This window comes from Pseudomonas sp. LBUM1655 (genome assembly GCF_059716085.1).
The window spans coordinates 681,358-695,675 of record NZ_CP166801.1; the positions used below are offsets into that span (position 1 = coordinate 681,358).

The 14,318-nt window shown below is 61.3% G+C and carries 15 protein-coding genes; 3 read left to right on the top strand and 12 right to left on the bottom strand.

Annotated features, from left to right (window positions below):
* Positions 1–119: 119 nt before the first annotated feature.
* Positions 120–1,133 carry an AI-2E family transporter gene (locus ACA074_RS02970; protein ID WP_489880675.1) on the top strand — a complete coding sequence of 338 codons (1,014 nt, stop codon included), beginning with the start codon at positions 120–122 and terminating at the stop codon, positions 1,131–1,133.
* Between the two features lie 70 nt (positions 1,134–1,203).
* On the opposite strand, the gene ACA074_RS02975 is transcribed toward ACA074_RS02970, so the two are convergent.
* The gene (locus tag ACA074_RS02975) at positions 1,204–2,478 is read right to left on the bottom strand and encodes an Hsp70 family protein (protein ID WP_187678557.1); all 1,275 of its coding nucleotides are present in this window, start codon (positions 2,476–2,478) and stop codon (positions 1,204–1,206) included.
* A 292-nt stretch (positions 2,479–2,770) separates the two neighbouring features.
* Between ACA074_RS02975 and ACA074_RS02980 the strand changes: the two genes are divergently transcribed.
* Entirely contained in the window at positions 2,771–3,721 is a 951-nt protein-coding gene (locus ACA074_RS02980) for a DnaJ C-terminal domain-containing protein (RefSeq protein ID WP_187678556.1), read from the top strand.
* A gap of 23 nt (positions 3,722–3,744) precedes the next feature.
* The gene (locus ACA074_RS02985) at positions 3,745–4,050 is read left to right on the top strand and encodes a chaperone modulator CbpM (protein WP_401265935.1); all 306 of its coding nucleotides are present in this window, start codon (positions 3,745–3,747) and stop codon (positions 4,048–4,050) included.
* A gap of 148 nt (positions 4,051–4,198) precedes the next feature.
* Here ACA074_RS02985 and ACA074_RS02990 read toward each other — a convergent pair whose 3' ends face one another.
* From ACA074_RS02990 to urtB, 11 genes are all read right to left on the bottom strand, one after another.
* A complete protein-coding gene (locus ACA074_RS02990) occupies positions 4,199–5,326 on the bottom strand; it encodes an ATP-binding protein (protein WP_497616265.1) in 1,128 nt (375 codons plus the stop codon).
* 153 nt (positions 5,327–5,479) lie between these two features.
* Positions 5,480–7,180, bottom strand: coding sequence for an urease subunit alpha (gene ureC / locus ACA074_RS02995; protein WP_401265940.1), 1,701 nt, complete (start codon positions 7,178–7,180; stop codon positions 5,480–5,482).
* Between the two features lie 156 nt (positions 7,181–7,336).
* Positions 7,337–7,642, bottom strand: coding sequence for an urease subunit beta (locus ACA074_RS03000; RefSeq protein WP_007915947.1), 306 nt, complete (start codon positions 7,640–7,642; stop codon positions 7,337–7,339).
* Positions 7,642–8,175 carry a GNAT family N-acetyltransferase gene (locus tag ACA074_RS03005; RefSeq protein WP_187678551.1) on the bottom strand — a complete coding sequence of 178 codons (534 nt, stop codon included), beginning with the start codon at positions 8,173–8,175 and terminating at the stop codon, positions 7,642–7,644. The genes ACA074_RS03000 and ACA074_RS03005 overlap by 1 nt, the downstream gene beginning before the upstream one ends.
* A gap of 5 nt (positions 8,176–8,180) precedes the next feature.
* Positions 8,181–8,714 (bottom strand): GNAT family N-acetyltransferase, encoded by a 534-nt coding sequence (locus ACA074_RS03010; RefSeq protein WP_401265945.1) that lies wholly within the window; start codon positions 8,712–8,714, stop codon positions 8,181–8,183.
* 9 nt (positions 8,715–8,723) lie between these two features.
* A complete protein-coding gene (gene ureA, locus ACA074_RS03015; protein ID WP_008085431.1) occupies positions 8,724–9,026 on the bottom strand; it encodes an urease subunit gamma in 303 nt (100 codons plus the stop codon).
* A 157-nt stretch (positions 9,027–9,183) separates the two neighbouring features.
* The gene (locus ACA074_RS03020; RefSeq protein ID WP_497678405.1) at positions 9,184–10,023 is read right to left on the bottom strand and encodes an urease accessory protein UreD; all 840 of its coding nucleotides are present in this window, start codon (positions 10,021–10,023) and stop codon (positions 9,184–9,186) included.
* A 29-nt stretch (positions 10,024–10,052) separates the two neighbouring features.
* Complete coding sequence (gene urtE, locus ACA074_RS03025; protein WP_497678406.1) at positions 10,053–10,751, bottom strand: urea ABC transporter ATP-binding subunit UrtE; 699 nt, start codon at positions 10,749–10,751, stop codon at positions 10,053–10,055.
* A 117-nt stretch (positions 10,752–10,868) separates the two neighbouring features.
* On the bottom strand, positions 10,869–11,738 hold the full coding sequence (urtD, locus tag ACA074_RS03030; RefSeq protein WP_008078129.1) for an urea ABC transporter ATP-binding protein UrtD: 870 nt from the start codon (positions 11,736–11,738) through the stop codon (positions 10,869–10,871).
* The gene (urtC, locus tag ACA074_RS03035) at positions 11,735–12,814 is read right to left on the bottom strand and encodes an urea ABC transporter permease subunit UrtC (RefSeq protein WP_497678407.1); all 1,080 of its coding nucleotides are present in this window, start codon (positions 12,812–12,814) and stop codon (positions 11,735–11,737) included. Before urtC ends, urtD begins: the two co-directional genes overlap by 4 nt.
* The gene (urtB, locus tag ACA074_RS03040) at positions 12,814–14,316 is read right to left on the bottom strand and encodes an urea ABC transporter permease subunit UrtB (RefSeq protein ID WP_497678408.1); all 1,503 of its coding nucleotides are present in this window, start codon (positions 14,314–14,316) and stop codon (positions 12,814–12,816) included. Before urtB ends, urtC begins: the two co-directional genes overlap by 1 nt.
* Between the last annotated feature and the right edge of the window lie 2 nt (positions 14,317–14,318).

Genomic DNA, 14,318 nt, shown 5'->3' on the forward strand with positions numbered 1-14,318 from the left:
TAGGAGCTGCCGCAGGCTGCGATCTTTTCGGCGCGACGACAACCCGGGGTCTGCGCTCGCTTCGGCGCGGGATCGCTGGCAGACTGCCAATCCTTTTACGCCGTTCGTTTTGAGGCTGTATGCCAACGTTTTCTGAGCGTCATGTTGTGTTCTGGGTCAGTTGCATCATTATTTTCGGCGGTTTGCTGCTGGTGCTCCCGCTGCGCTTGTTGCCCAGCCTGCTGGCGGGGTTGCTGGTGTTCGAGCTGGTCAACATGCTCACTCCGCAACTGCAACGGCTGATCGAAGGCCGGCGCGCGCGCTGGCTGGCGGTGGCGCTGTTGGGCACGCTGGTGGTCAGTGTGCTGGCGCTGATCTTCGCCGGCGCCATCAGTTTCCTCCTGCACGAAGCGGAAAATCCCGGGGCTTCCCTCGACAAATTCATGGGAGTGGTCGACCGCGCGCGCGGTCAGTTGCCGCCGTTCATCGACGCTTATCTGCCGGCCAGTGCCGCGGAATTTCGCGTAGCGATTGGCGAATGGGCGAGCAAGCACCTGGCCGACCTGCAACTGGTGGGCAAGGACGCGGCGCACATGTTCGTGACGCTGTTGATCGGCATGGTGCTCGGCGCAATCATTGCCCTGCAGCGCATACCGGATGTCACCAAACGCAAGCCGCTGGCCGCCGCTTTGTTCGATCGCCTGCACCTGCTGGTACAGGCGTTTCGTAACATCGTTTTCGCGCAGATCAAGATTTCCCTGCTCAACACCTTCTTCACCGGGATCTTTCTGGCGTTGATCCTGCCGATGTTCGGCATCCATCTGCCGCTGACCAAGACCCTGATCGTCCTGACCTTCCTGCTCGGCCTGTTGCCGGTGATCGGCAACCTGATATCGAACACGCTGATCACCATCGTCGGCCTGTCGCTGTCGATCTGGGTGGCGTTGGCGGCGTTGGGGTATCTGATTTTTATCCACAAGCTCGAATACTTTCTCAATGCGCGCATTGTTGGTGGGCAGATCAGTGCGAAGTCGTGGGAGTTGCTGCTGGCGATGCTGGTGTTCGAGGCCGCATTCGGCCTGCCGGGAGTAGTGGCGGGGCCGATTTACTATGCGTATCTGAAGAGTGAGTTGAAGCTGGGCGGGATGGTTTGATTCAGAATTTGTAGTGTTTGGCTGGCCTCTTCGCGAGCAGGCTCGCGAAGGGCGCGCCGCCGATTCTGGGTCAGGCCATTGCGCCGTAACGCTTCATCGCCTCAATCGCCAGACCGCTGCCAATGCTGCCGAAGATATTCCCTTCGACATGCCGCGCATTCGGCAACATCGCCGAAACGCTGTTGCGCAGGGCCGGGATGCCGCTGGAACCGCCGGTGAAGAACACCGTATCGACCTGAGCCACTGACACATTCGCGTCGTTCAACAACTGCGTGACGCTGCCGCGCACGCGCTCCAGCAATGCATCAATCGCCGACTCGAACAAAGCCCGCGTCAGTTCCACGCTCAACCCGGGTTCGATCCGATCCAGCGGCACATGGCGGCTGTCGGCGTGGGTCAGCTGGATCTTGGTTTCTTCCACTTCCATCGCCAGCCAGTGGCCGGCGCGTTGTTCGATCAACTTGAACAGCCGATCGATGCCGCCGGTGTCTTCGATGTCGTAGCGCATGCTGCCCAGCGCCAGGCTGGATTTCTGCGAGTACACCGAGTTGATCGTGTGCCAGGTCGCCAGGTTCATGTGGTGGCTGGTTGGCATGTAGGCGCCGCTTTTCATGCGACTGCCGTAGCCGAACAGCGGCATCAGGCCTTGCAGGCTCAGTTGTTTGTCGAAGTCGGTCCCGCCGATGTGTACGCCGCCCGTGGCGAGGATGTCGTCGTGGCGGTTTTCCACACCGCGACGCTCGGGCGAAAGGCGCACCAGCGAGAAGTCGGATGTACCACCGCCGATGTCGACGATCAGTACCAGCTCTTCCTTTTCGATGGTCGACTCGTAGTCGAATGCTGCGGCAATCGGTTCGTACTGGAACGACACGTCCTTGAAACCGATCTTGCGTGCCACTTCCACCAAGGTGTCTTCGGCTTCCTGGTCGGCCAGCGGATCGTCATCGACGAAGAACACCGGACGCCCCAGCACCACTTGTTCGAATTCCCGACCGGCGGCAGTTTCGGCGCGGCTCTTGAGCTGGCCGATAAACAGGCCGAGCAAGTCCTTGAACGGCATTGCCGTGCCGAGAACGCTGGTGTCGTGCTTGATCAGCTTGGAGCCGAGCAGGCTCTTGAGCGAGCGCATCAGCCGGCCTTCGTAGCCTTCCAGGTATTCGTGCAGCGCCAGGCGACCGTAGACCGGGCGGCGCTCCTCGATGTTGAAAAAGACCACCGACGGCAGGGTGATCTTGTCGTCTTCCAGCGCGATCATCGTTTCCATGCCGGGGCGCAGCCAGCCGACGGTGGAGTTGGAGGTGCCGAAGTCGATGCCGCAGGCACGGGCTGGAGAGGCGTTATTCATGTCTTTCGGGTTCCGGTCAAAAAACGGCCGCGCAGTGTATGTCAGTGCGCGGCAGATTCGAAGGCCGGTCATCAGCTATTTCGCGACTAGACTGGGTTGAAACTCGCAGCTTCGCCCCAAACTTGCTGGCATGGGCCGGCAGACATACCGGCGGTCGCAAGAACCGTCGCCCACTGCCGATAAACTTCTGCTGCGCCACCCGGTCACAAGTTTGAGATCGGTCAACCCGGCATGCGCGAATCGGCGCATGCTGGCATCGGCGCGAAATCGATAACGGACGGTGATTCCTTCAATGGACTTCAAAGACTATTACAAGATACTCGGCGTGGAGCCGACAGCAGACGACAAGGCAATCAAGGCTGCCTATCGCAAGCTGGCGCGCAAATACCACCCCGATGTCAGCAAGGAAAAGGACGCCGAGGCCAAGTTCAAGGACGCCTCGGAAGCCTATGAAGCGCTGAAAAGCGCCGACAAACGTGCCGAATACGACGAGCTGCGCCGCTATGGCCAGCACGGTCAGCCGTTCCAGGGGCCACCGGGCTGGCAGAGCCGTGGCGGTTTTGGCGGCGGCGGTGGCGACACCGGCGACTTCTCGGACTTCTTCAGTTCGATCTTCGGCAATCGCGGCCCCGGTTTCGGTGGCGGTGAAGGTCGGCAACAACGCAGTGCAGGGCGCCGAGGGCAAGACGTGGAAATGGAACTGCCGATCTTCCTCGAGGAAACGCTCTCGAACGAATCGAAGAAGGTCACCTTTCAGGTGCCGCAATACAACGCCAACGGCCAGCACGTCAGCAACACCAGCAAGAGCCTGAACGTGAAGATCCCGGCGGGCGTGACCGATGGCGAGCGCATCCGCCTCAAAGGTCAGGGCGCACCCGGCGCAGGTGGCGGGGCGAATGGCGATCTGTACCTGACCATTCGTTTCGCGCCGCATCCGAAGTTCGATGTCGAAGGCGAAAACCTGATCATTACGTTGCCGCTGGCACCTTGGGAGTTGGCGTTGGGCGCTGAAGTGGCCGTGCCGACCCTGACCGGCAAGATCAACCTCAAGGTTCCGGCCGGCAGCCAGAACGGTCAGCGCATGCGCGCCAAGGGCCATGGTCTGAAAAACAAGGCCGGCGAGCGCGGTTATCTGTTCGTGCAGCTCAAGGCCGTGATGCCGAAAGCAGCGGACGATGACGTCAAGGCGTTGTGGCAGGAACTGGCGAAAAAAGCCGCCTTCAATCCGCGAGAGAACTTCTGAACCCAGCGACGGAGTAGCCCATCATGAGCAGCCCCCTGATCGTTCAACTGGACATGGCAGAATTCTGTGAGGCGGCCGATTTGTCGGACGTCTACGTGATCGAAATCGTCGAACACGGCATCCTCGAACCTCAGGGCGCGCAGCCCCGGGAATGGCGTTTCACCGATTACGAGCTGACTCTGGCCAAACGCGCCGCCAAGCTGCGGCGCGACCTGGATCTGGAGTGGGAAGGCGTCGCCCTGGCGTTGAATCTGCTGGAAGAAGTGAAGGAACTGCGGGCCGAGAACCGTATGTTGCGCCAGCGATTGGGGCGGCTGGTGGTCGAGTAGTTTTACCGTTGTTTACAGTTTGCACTGAAGGGCCTCTTCGCTGGCAAGCCAGCTCCCACAAGTATCGCGTCGAATGCATATTTTGCGACCGACGCAGAACCCTGTGGGGGCTGGCTTGCCAGCGATGAATTCCCCTCGGTTTATCTGCTTAAACCTTTCTGGGCAACACCACACTGAACAGCGTCCCGTCAGCCGCGTTCGAGCTGACTTCGATTGTCCCGCCATGGGCGATGACTACTTCCTTGACGATAAACAACCCCAAACCGAGGCTGGTAGAAGGCTGCCCGAGCTGTTCGTCGGCGCTGCGCACCAGCGGGTCGAAGATCGTACCGACTGCTTCTTCGGGAATCGGTGTGCCGAAGTTATGCACCGTAAGGCACACGCTATCGCCTTCTGCGCTGAGGCTCACGGTCACGTCGTGCTGGTTTGAACCGTGCTGCAAGGCATTGCCAATCAGGTTTTGCAGCAGTTGATCGATGCGCCCGGCATCCCATGTTCCCCTGGTATCGCCTTCTACAGTCAGCGTCGGATCGCATTCCGGATTGCCCGCGCAAGCCTCGGCAATCGCTGCCCGCACCGCGTCGGCCATGTCCATCGGCGCCGGCTCGATCGGCAGGCTTCTGCCCAGACGACTGCGCACCAGTTCCAGCAAGTCGCTGACCATGGCCGCCATGTGTCGTGCGCCACGTTTGATATTGAGGGCGCACGTCAGGGCATCGCCTTCCAGACGGGTTTTGCGCAGCAGCAATTCGGTGGACATGCTCACCGCTTGCAGCGGCGCGCGCAGGTCATGGCCAAGGATGGCAAGGAAGATGTCGCGCGAACGGTTGACCTGTTCGGCATAGGCTGCGGTCGATTCGGCCAGGGCTTCGTCGATGGCTTCGTTGAAGCGGATCATGTCCTGGAAATAGGCGACGTCAGGGGATTGCAGGCTGTTGACCCACAGGCGAATCACACAGGCCCGCAGATGGCGGAATTCACTGGTCATCTGCACCAGATCAAAACCCACGGTGTGGCGCAACTCGCCATGGCTGGCGCCGGCCTCGTCCAGGCTTGGGGTTTTCTCCGGGCCTTCGCCCTTGGCTTTGGCAGCCTGTTCGGCGGGGCTCTGTGGTTTGTTCATGTCGCGAGCGGCGGCCCGCAGAATTTCGCTGGCGTGATCGCGCAGCGCGGTGGAGTCCAGATGGTCGGCGGCCGGGGTAATGGTAGCGGCAAATTGTTCCCACTCATCGACGATAGGGTCGATGTTGGCCACGATGAACTCGGAAAGACGCATGGGCGGTCCCTGAAAATAGTGAAGCGAATCGAATATTAGTCCCTTTGGCGGGAAATACACGACCGTTTGTGCGGTGGTTTTCTACCGCCATCAAAAAGGCCCCGAGACCGTGCTGCAGGGCACGGTATCGGGGCCTGTTTTATTGCGTTGAGGTCAGAACAGGAAATAGCGCTGAGCCATCGGCAGGGTGTCTGCCGGTTCGCACCACAGCAACACGCCGTCGGCCTTGACCTGGTAAGTCTGCGGATCGACATCGATGTTCGGCAGGTAATCGTTGTGGATCAAATCGGTTTTCTGCACCTCGCGGCAACCTTTGACCACCGCGATTTTCTTCTTCAGCCCCAGCGTTTCCGGCAACCCGGCTTCCTGCGCGGCCTGACTGATAAAGGTCAGGCTGGTAGCGTGCAGCGAACCGCCATAACTGGCAAACATCGGGCGGTAGTGCACCGGTTGCGGTGTCGGAATCGATGCGTTGGCATCGCCCATCAAGCTGGCGGCAATGGCGCCACCCTTGAGGATCAGCGTCGGCTTCACGCCAAAAAACGCCGGGCGCCACAGCACCAGGTCCGCCCATTTCCCTACTTCGATCGAGCCCACCTCATGGCTGATGCCATGAGTGATCGCCGGGTTGATCGTGTATTTGGCGATGTAGCGTTTGGCGCGGAAGTTGTCGTTGCCTTCACCGTCCTGGGGCAGGGGGCCGCGCTGCTTTTTCATCTTGTCGGCGGTCTGCCAGGTGCGCGTGATGACTTCGCCGACGCGGCCCATGGCCTGGCTGTCGGAACTGATCATCGAGAACGCGCCGAGGTCGTGAAGGATGTCTTCGGCGGCAATCGTCTCGCGGCGGATGCGGCTCTCGGCGAACGCCACGTCTTCGGCAATGCTCGGGTCGAGGTGGTGGCAGACCATCAGCATGTCGAGGTGTTCGTCGATGGTGTTGCGGGTGAACGGCCGGGTCGGGTTGGTCGAACTCGGCAGCACGTTGGCAAACCCGCAGGCCTTTATGATGTCCGGCGCATGACCGCCACCGGCACCTTCGGTGTGATAGGTGTGGATGGTGCGGCCCTTGAAGGCGCCGAGGGTGGTTTCCACAAACCCCGATTCATTGAGGGTGTCGGTGTGGATCGCCACCTGTACGTCATATTGATCGGCGACATTCAGGCAGTTGTCGATGCTCGCCGGGGTGGTGCCCCAGTCTTCGTGCAACTTAAGGCCGATGGCGCCGGCCTTGACCTGTTCGATCAGCGGCTCCGGCAGGCTGGCGTTGCCCTTGCCGGTGAGGCCGATGTTCATCGGGAAGGCATCGGCGGCCTGGAGCATGCGCGCCAGGTGCCATGGGCCCGAAGTGCAGGTGGTGGCGTTGGTGCCGGTGGCAGGTCCCGTGCCGCCACCGATCATGGTGGTGACGCCACTCATCAGCGCTTCTTCGATCTGCTGCGGGCAGATGAAGTGGATGTGCGTGTCGATGCCGCCGGCGGTGAGGATCATGCCTTCGCCGGCGATCACTTCGGTGCTGGCGCCGATGGCGATGTTCACGTTGGGCTGCACGTCCGGGTTGCCGGCCTTGCCGATCGCGGCGATGCGGCCGTCCTTAAGGCCGACGTCGGCTTTGACGATGCCCCAGTGGTCGATGATCAGCGCATTGGTGATCAGTGTGTCGACCACTTCGGCGGCGAGCAGTTGACTCTGGCCCTGGCCGTCGCGGATGACTTTACCACCGCCGAATTTCACTTCTTCGCCGTAGGTGGTGAAGTCTTTTTCGACTTCGATCCACAGCTCGGTATCGGCCAGGCGCACCTTGTCGCCGACGGTGGGGCCGAACATGTCGGCGTAGGCTTGTCTGGAGATTTTCATGCTGCGTCCTTCAGGAAAATAGTGGTGAGCCGTCGACCCTCACCCTAGCCCTCTCCCGGAGGGAGAGGGGACTGATCGCGGTGTGGCGGCTATCGGTGCTCGGCTCCCTCTCCCTCGGGAGAGGGCTGGGGTGAGGGGCAGCGGTGCGCACGCAATTCAGAGATCACCCATGACCCGCCCGGCAAAACCGAACACCCGTCGATGCCCGGCGTAATCCACCAGCTCAACCTCGCGACTTTGCCCCGGCTCGAAGCGTACCGCCGTGCCGGCCGGAATATTCAGACGCATGCCACGGCTGGCCGCGCGATCAAAGGTCAGCGCGTCGTTGGTTTCGAAAAAATGATAGTGCGAACCCACCTGGATCGGCCGGTCGCCGCTGTTGGCGACTTTCAGGCTGACGGTGCGGCGGCCGACGTTGAGTTCGATGTCGCCGGGCTGGATCTGGTATTCACCGGGAATCATCACTGGGCTCCTTGCAGAATCTTGTAGTAGAGGGCGGTCGGTCGATACGTGCCGTTCGGGTCGCAGGCGTAGTCGGGTATTTCGCCGGCGCGGGTGTAACCCAGGGCTTTATAGAAATCTTCAGCGGGGGAGCCGGCCTCGGTGTCGAGGAAGAGCATGCCGCGCTTGTGCTTGGGCGCTTCCAGTTCCAGCGCATGCATCAATTGTTGGCCGAGGCCGCGACGACGGGCGTGTTCACGCACCAGCAGTTTCTGCACCTCGGCGCGATTGAGACCGTTGGCCTTTTGGCACAGCCCCAGTTGCACGCTGGCCAGCACCTGCTCGTCCTTGACCACCACCCAGAGCAATACGCTGCCCTTGTTGACGTGGTCCTGAACGTCATCGAAGTAGGCGCGGGCCTGGGCGGCGTCGAGGTCGGCCATGAAGCCGACACTCGCGCCATAGCCCACCGCATCGAGCAACAGATCGATCAGGCCCTGACGATAGTGCGCAAAACTTTCAGCGTTGACGCGGCGCAGTTGGGCGGCGTTCATCAGTGTCACTCCTTGTTGGCTTCGGGCGGCTCCGCGCCAGGGTTGAGGGTCAGTTGCATGAAGGTCAGATCGAGCCAGCGGCCGAACTTGGTGCCGACTTGCGGCATCTGTCCGGTGATGATGAAACCGGCACGTTCATGCAGACGAATAGAGGCGGCGTTGCCGCTTTCGATGGCGGCCACCATCACGTGCTTGCCGCAGGTTTTTGCCCGCGCGATCAGCGCCGTCATCAGTTGCGGGCCAAGACCGTTGCCGCGTTGGTCGCTGCGCACGTAAACCGAATGCTCGACGGTGTGGCGGAAGCCGTCGAAGGGCCGCCAGTCACCGAACGAAGCGTAGCCGAGCACGCTGTTGTCGATGTCGCAGATCACCAGAATCGGATAGGCCTGCGACTGACGGGCGCTGAACCACGCCTGACGGTTGCCGAGGTCCACGGCGGATTCGTTCCAGATCGCCGTGGTGTTGAGCACGGCGTCGTTGTAGATGTCGCGGATCGCCGGCAGGTCGGCGTGCAGCGCATCGCGAATGCTGTAAGTCATGGCGCGGCCTCAGACGATCGGTTGGTGGACGGTCACCAGTTTGGTGCCGTCGGGAAACGTCGCTTCGACCTGGATCTCCGGGATCATTTCCGGGATGCCTTCCATCACTTGTTCGCGGGAAAGCAGAGTGGTGCCGAAGTGCATCAGCTCGGCCACGGTCCGGCCGTCACGGGCGCCTTCGAGCAGCGCGGCGGAGATGTAGGCCATGGCTTCCGGGTAGTTGAGCTTCACGCCGCGAGCCAGTCGGCGCTCGGCGACGAGGCCGGCGGTGAAGATCAGCAGCTTGTCTTTTTCGCGTGGGGTCAGGTCCATTGTGGATTTCCATCAGGGCAGATTGAAAAGAGTCGGGACTGTTGGCACAGATCCCTGTGGGAGCGAGCCTGCTCGCGAATACGGACTCATATTCAGCGAATTTGTTGGCTGACATGACGCTTTCGCGAGCAGGCTCGCTCCCACATTAGATTGCATTTCAGGTGTTCCAGATTCGTGGGGGCTGGGCTTCGCGTCCTAGCAGGGCGGGTCTGAGCAATCGCCACAGATCAATCAACCAGCCTCGCGCCAACAACGCCTCACTGGCCAGACACCTGGCAACCAAAAGCTCCGGCAGCTGCGTCAGATCCCCGCGCACTTCATGCCCCAGCGAGCGGCAGCGCTCAAGCAGTTCGGCATCAATTTCGCCAGTGACCAACAGCGTCGCAAACACCGGTTGCCCATCCATCCCGATCGGCGAATCGAGCAAACCGTCACCGCCGACAATGCGCTGGCGTTCATGCCAGAGCAATCGACCATCGCGACGAATATCCAGGTGGCTCTGAAAGTGCCCGAGGTCGAAACGCTCGCCACTGGCCGGTCGACCCAGCGCCACCACATCCCAGTAGAACAGCCGCGCATCACCCTCAAGATCGATCGAGGTGGTCAGTTCAGCCTGAGCGGCGCTGTAGACGATGGTCTCTTGCGGCAACCATTCCAGTGTCGCCCCGGCAGCCACCTTCAAGTCGAGCTTCTGAAAAGCGGGCCCCGCCGCGCGATACCACTTGGCTGCGCCGGGGCTGGTGATCTGTGCCCAGGCGTCTTGTTCGACACGGGCGCTGATATCGAGCCGATCACCGCCGGCAATCCCGCCCGGTGGATGGACGATGATGTGCTGACAGACCTCAGGGCCCTCGGCGTACAGATGCTTTTGCACCCGCAGCGGGCCGAGGTGGCGGCGCATGACCGGGCGCGTGCAGTCGCCGAAACGGGCGTAGGCCAGCTCCAGCTCGGCGTGCCAGCTCGGGGTAAACAGGGCAGGTGAGACAGTCGAGTTCATATTTTCTAATTATCGTTAGGAAGCTACAGTTAGATGGTTACCAGCCCACGCACATCCTCGGCCTCCATATTTTCTCCGCGACCCTGCTGGACGATCTCGCCCCGGGACATCACCAGGTATTGATCGGCCAGTTCGGCGGCGAAATCGTAGAACTGCTCGACCAGCAGAATCGCCATGTCGCCGCGAGCCGCCAGTTTCTTGATCACCGCGCCGATCTCCTTGATCACCGACGGCTGAATGCCTTCGGTGGGTTCGTCGAGGATCAGCAAACGCGGACGGCTGGCCAGTGCGCGACCAATCGCAAGCTGTTGTTGCTGACCACCGGACAAGTCACCGCCCCGACGCTGCTTCATTTGCAACAGCACCGGGAACAGTTCGTAGATGAACGCCGGGACTTCCTTGGCCTCGGAGCCGGGAAAACGCGACAGGCCCATCAGCAGGTTTTCCTCCACGGTCAGCCGCCCGAAAATCTCCCGGCCCTGTGGCACATAAGCGATACCGGCGTGTACCCGCTGGTGTGGCTTGAACGTGGTGATCGGTTTGCCCTCCCAATTCACTGCGCCTTCCTTGGCCGGCAACAGGCCCATCAGGCATTTGAGCAGGGTGGTCTTGCCCACGCCGTTACGGCCGAGCAGGCAGGTGACTTCGCCAACCTTCACGTCAAACGTGAGGCCGCGCAGGATGTGGCTACCGCCGTAATACTGGTGCAGCTTGTCGACTTGCAGCATTCTCAAATTCTCCTCAAGTCCCAATGTAGGAGCTGCCGAAGGCTGCGATCTTTTGATCTTGTTGTGGAAGAGCAAGATCAAAAGATCGCAGCCTTCGGCAGCTCCTACAGGGGAAAGTCAGCGGCCGAGGTATACCTCGATCACCCGCTCGTTTTCCTGCACCTGCTCCAGCGACCCTTCGGCCAGCACGCTGCCCTGGTGCAACACCGTCACATGGTCGGCAATCGAGCCGACAAAGCCCATGTCGTGTTCCACCACCATCAGCGAATGCTTGCCTGCCAGCGACTTGAACAACTCGGCGGTGAACTCGGTTTCGGCGTCGGTCATGCCCGCCACCGGCTCGTCGAGCAGCAGCAGTTGCGGGTCTTGCATCAGCAACATGCCGATTTCCAGGAACTGCTTTTGGCCGTGGGACAACAGGCCCGCCGGGCGATTGACCGAGGTGGTCAGGCGAATGGTCTCCAGCACTTCGCTGATGCGATCTTTCTGCTCACCACTCAACCGTGCCCGCAAACTGGCCCACACCGACTTGTCGGTCTTCTGCGCCAGTTCGAGGTTTTCAAACACGCTCAGCGCTTCAAACACCGTCGGTTTCTGGAACTTGCGGCCGATGCCAGCCTGGGCAATCTGCACTTCGCTCATCTGTGTCAGGTCGAGGGTTTCGCCGAACCATGCCTTGCCGTGGCTGGGGCGCGTCTTGCCGGTGATCACGTCCATCAGCGTGGTCTTGCCCGCGCCGTTGGGGCCGATGATGCAGCGCAATTCGCCGACACCGATGTACAGATTGAGATTGTTCAGCGCGCGGAAGCCGTCGAAGCTGACGCTGATGTCTTCCAGGGTCAGGATCGTGCCGTGGCGGGTATCTAGGCCCGGGCCGACGCGTTGGCCGAGACCGATGGAATCGCGGCTGGTGCCGGCGTCCTTGTTCGGCTCGACGGGGAAGAAGGCTGGCTCCAGCATGAATTCAGCGCTTGCCGTGACTCTCATGATTCACCTCGTTTCTTCAGCAGACCGATCACGCCTTTGGGCAGGTACAGGGTCACGACGATGAACAGCGCGCCGAGGAAGAACAGCCAGTATTCCGGGAAAGCCACGGTGAACCAGCTCTTCATGCCGTTGACCACACCGGCGCCGAGCAAAGGCCCGATCAGCGTGCCACGACCGCCAAGGGCGACCCAGACTGCCGCTTCGATCGAGTTGGTCGGCGACATCTCGCTCGGGTTGATGATCCCCACTTGCGGCACATACAGCGCACCGGCCAAACCGCACAGCACCGCGCTCAGTACCCAGACGAACAGCTTGAATCCGCGCGGATCGTAGCCGCAGAACATCAGGCGGTTTTCCGCATCGCGCAGTGCGGTCAGCACCCGGCCGAACTTGCTCTGCGCCAGACGCCAGCCGATAAACAGACTCGCCACCAGCAGCAGTACGGTCGCCAGAAACAGCACCGCGCGAGTGCCCGGTTCAGTGATGCCGAAGCCCAGAATCGTACGGAAATTGGTGAAGCCGTTGTTGCCGCCAAACCCGGTTTCGTTGCGGAAAAACAGGAGCATGCCGGCGAAGGTCAGGGCCTGGGTCATGATCGAGAAGTACACGCCCTTGATCCGCGAACGGAAGGCGAAGAAGCCGAACACCAGCGCCAGCAAACCCGGCGCCAACACCACCAGGCACATGGCCCAGACAAAGCTGCTCGTGCCGGTCCAGTACCACGGCAACTCCGTCCACGACAGGAAGGTCATGAACGCCGGCAAGCCATCACCGGCGGCCTGACGCATCAGGTACATGCCCATCGCATAACCGCCAAGCGCAAAGAACAAGCCGTGGCCGAGGGACAGCAGGCCGGCGTAACCCCAGACCAGATCCAGCGCCAGGGCGACAATGGCGTAGCAAAGAATCTTGCCGACCAACGTCAGGGTGTAAGCGGAGACGTGCAGCGCGCTGTCCGGTGACAACAGCGACAGCAACGGCAATGCGATCAGTAACGCGAGAATCACTGCGCCGATGGCAATCGTGATTTTCGGGCCGGCCTTTTGCGTGGCCGTGACTAACAGAGGCTGGTTCATCAGTCGATCACCCGTCCTTTCAGTGCGAAGAGGCCTTGCGGACGTTTCTGGATAAACAGAATGATCAGCGCGAGGATCAGGATCTTGCCGAGCACCGCACCGATCTGCGGTTCAAGGATCTTGTTGGCGATACCGAGGCCGAACGCCGCGAGCACGCTGCCGGCCAACTGGCCAACACCTCCGAGCACCACCACGAGGAACGAGTCGATGATGTAGCTCTGACCCAGGTCCGGGCCGACGTTGCCAATCTGGCTCAGCGCTACACCACCGAGGCCGGCGATGCCCGAGCCAAGTCCGAAGGCGAGCATGTCGACGCGTCCGGTCGGCACGCCGCAGCAAGCGGCCATGTTGCGGTTCTGGGTGACCGCGCGGACGTTGAGGCCCAGGCGAGTCTTGTTCAGCAGCAGCCAGGTGAGGACAACCACAAACAGCGCGAAGGCGATGATGACGATGCGGTTGTACGGCAGCACCAGATTCGGCAGCACTTGAATGCCGCCGGACAGCCACTCCGGGTTCGCCACTTCGACGTTTTGCGCACCGAACAGCAGGCGCACCAGTTGAATCAGCATCAGGCTGATGCCCCACGTCGCGAGCAATGTTTCCAATGGTCGCCCGTAGAGGTGGCGAATCACCGTGCGCTCCAGCGCCATGCCGATGGCGGCGGTGACGAAAAACGCCACCGGCAGCGCGATCAGCGGATAGAACTCGATGGCCTGCGGGGCGTAACGCTGGAACATCAGCTGCACCACATACGTCGAGTAGGCACCGAGCATCAGCATCTCGCCGTGGGCCATGTTGATCACGCCGAGCAAGCCGAAAGTGATCGCCAGGCCGAGGGCCGCCAGCAGCAGGATCGAACCGAGCGACATACCGCTGAATGCCTGACCGAGTATTTCGCCGATCAGCAGTTTGCGTTTGACCTGGGCGAGGCTGGTTTCGGCGGCCGTGCGCACGCCAGCATCGCCTTCGACGCCGGGTTCGAGCAAGCCTTCGAGGCGGGTGCGGGCCAGTGGGTCGCCGGTTTCACCGAGCAGACGCACGGCGGCCAGACGCACCGCCGGATCGGTATCGACCAATTGCAGATTGGCTAACGCCAGGCTCAGAGCGGCGTGGACACTTTCATCTTTTTCGCCAGCGAGTTGCTGGTCGAGGAATTTCAGCTGCGCGGGTTTCGCGCTTTTCTGCAATTGCTGCGCGGCAGTCAGACGGATTTTGGCGTCGGCGGCGAGCAATTGGTGGCTGGCCATGGCGGTGTCGATCAGACCCCGCAGGCGGTTGTTCAAGCGCAGGGTTTTTGGTTGGCCGTCGACGGTCAGTTCGCCTTGTTGCAGGGCGTTGATCAGTTCGATACGGGCCGGGTCGGGCTGCGCGGCCCAGGCTTCGAGCAGTTTGGCCTGCTGCACGGGATTGGCCGCGACGAAGTCTTCGGCGTCACCGGCGTGGGTGGCCATCGGCAGCAACAGTGCGATGGCGCAGATAAAACGGTAGAGGGCAGTGGGCATAG

Excerpts from the sequence above, each read along its gene's own strand:
- ACA074_RS02980 (WP_187678556.1), top strand. The coding sequence starts at position 2,771 with ATGGACTTCAAAGACTATTACAAGATACTCGGCGTGGAGCCGACAGCA.
- ACA074_RS02990 (WP_497616265.1), bottom strand. The coding sequence starts at position 5,326 with ATGCGTCTTTCCGAGTTCATCGTGGCCAACATCGACCCTATCGTCGAT.
- urtB (WP_497678408.1), bottom strand. The coding sequence starts at position 14,316 with ATGCCCACTGCCCTCTACCGTTTTATCTGCGCCATCGCACTGTTGCTG.
- ACA074_RS03010 (WP_401265945.1), bottom strand. The coding sequence starts at position 8,714 with ATGACTTACAGCATTCGCGATGCGCTGCACGCCGACCTGCCGGCGATC.
- ACA074_RS02970 (WP_489880675.1), top strand. The coding sequence starts at position 120 with ATGCCAACGTTTTCTGAGCGTCATGTTGTGTTCTGGGTCAGTTGCATC.
- ACA074_RS02985 (WP_401265935.1), top strand. The coding sequence starts at position 3,745 with ATGAGCAGCCCCCTGATCGTTCAACTGGACATGGCAGAATTCTGTGAG.
- ureC (WP_401265940.1), bottom strand. The coding sequence starts at position 7,180 with ATGAAAATCTCCAGACAAGCCTACGCCGACATGTTCGGCCCCACCGTC.
- ACA074_RS03000 (WP_007915947.1), bottom strand. The coding sequence starts at position 7,642 with ATGATTCCCGGTGAATACCAGATCCAGCCCGGCGACATCGAACTCAAC.
- ACA074_RS02975 (WP_187678557.1), bottom strand. The coding sequence starts at position 2,478 with ATGAATAACGCCTCTCCAGCCCGTGCCTGCGGCATCGACTTCGGCACC.
- urtC (WP_497678407.1), bottom strand. The coding sequence starts at position 12,814 with ATGAACCAGCCTCTGTTAGTCACGGCCACGCAAAAGGCCGGCCCGAAA.
- ACA074_RS03005 (WP_187678551.1), bottom strand. The coding sequence starts at position 8,175 with ATGAACGCCGCCCAACTGCGCCGCGTCAACGCTGAAAGTTTTGCGCAC.
- urtE (WP_497678406.1), bottom strand. The coding sequence starts at position 10,751 with ATGCTGCAAGTCGACAAGCTGCACCAGTATTACGGCGGTAGCCACATC.
- ACA074_RS03020 (WP_497678405.1), bottom strand. The coding sequence starts at position 10,023 with ATGAACTCGACTGTCTCACCTGCCCTGTTTACCCCGAGCTGGCACGCC.
- urtD (WP_008078129.1), bottom strand. The coding sequence starts at position 11,738 with ATGAGAGTCACGGCAAGCGCTGAATTCATGCTGGAGCCAGCCTTCTTC.
- ureA (WP_008085431.1), bottom strand. The coding sequence starts at position 9,026 with ATGGACCTGACCCCACGCGAAAAAGACAAGCTGCTGATCTTCACCGCC.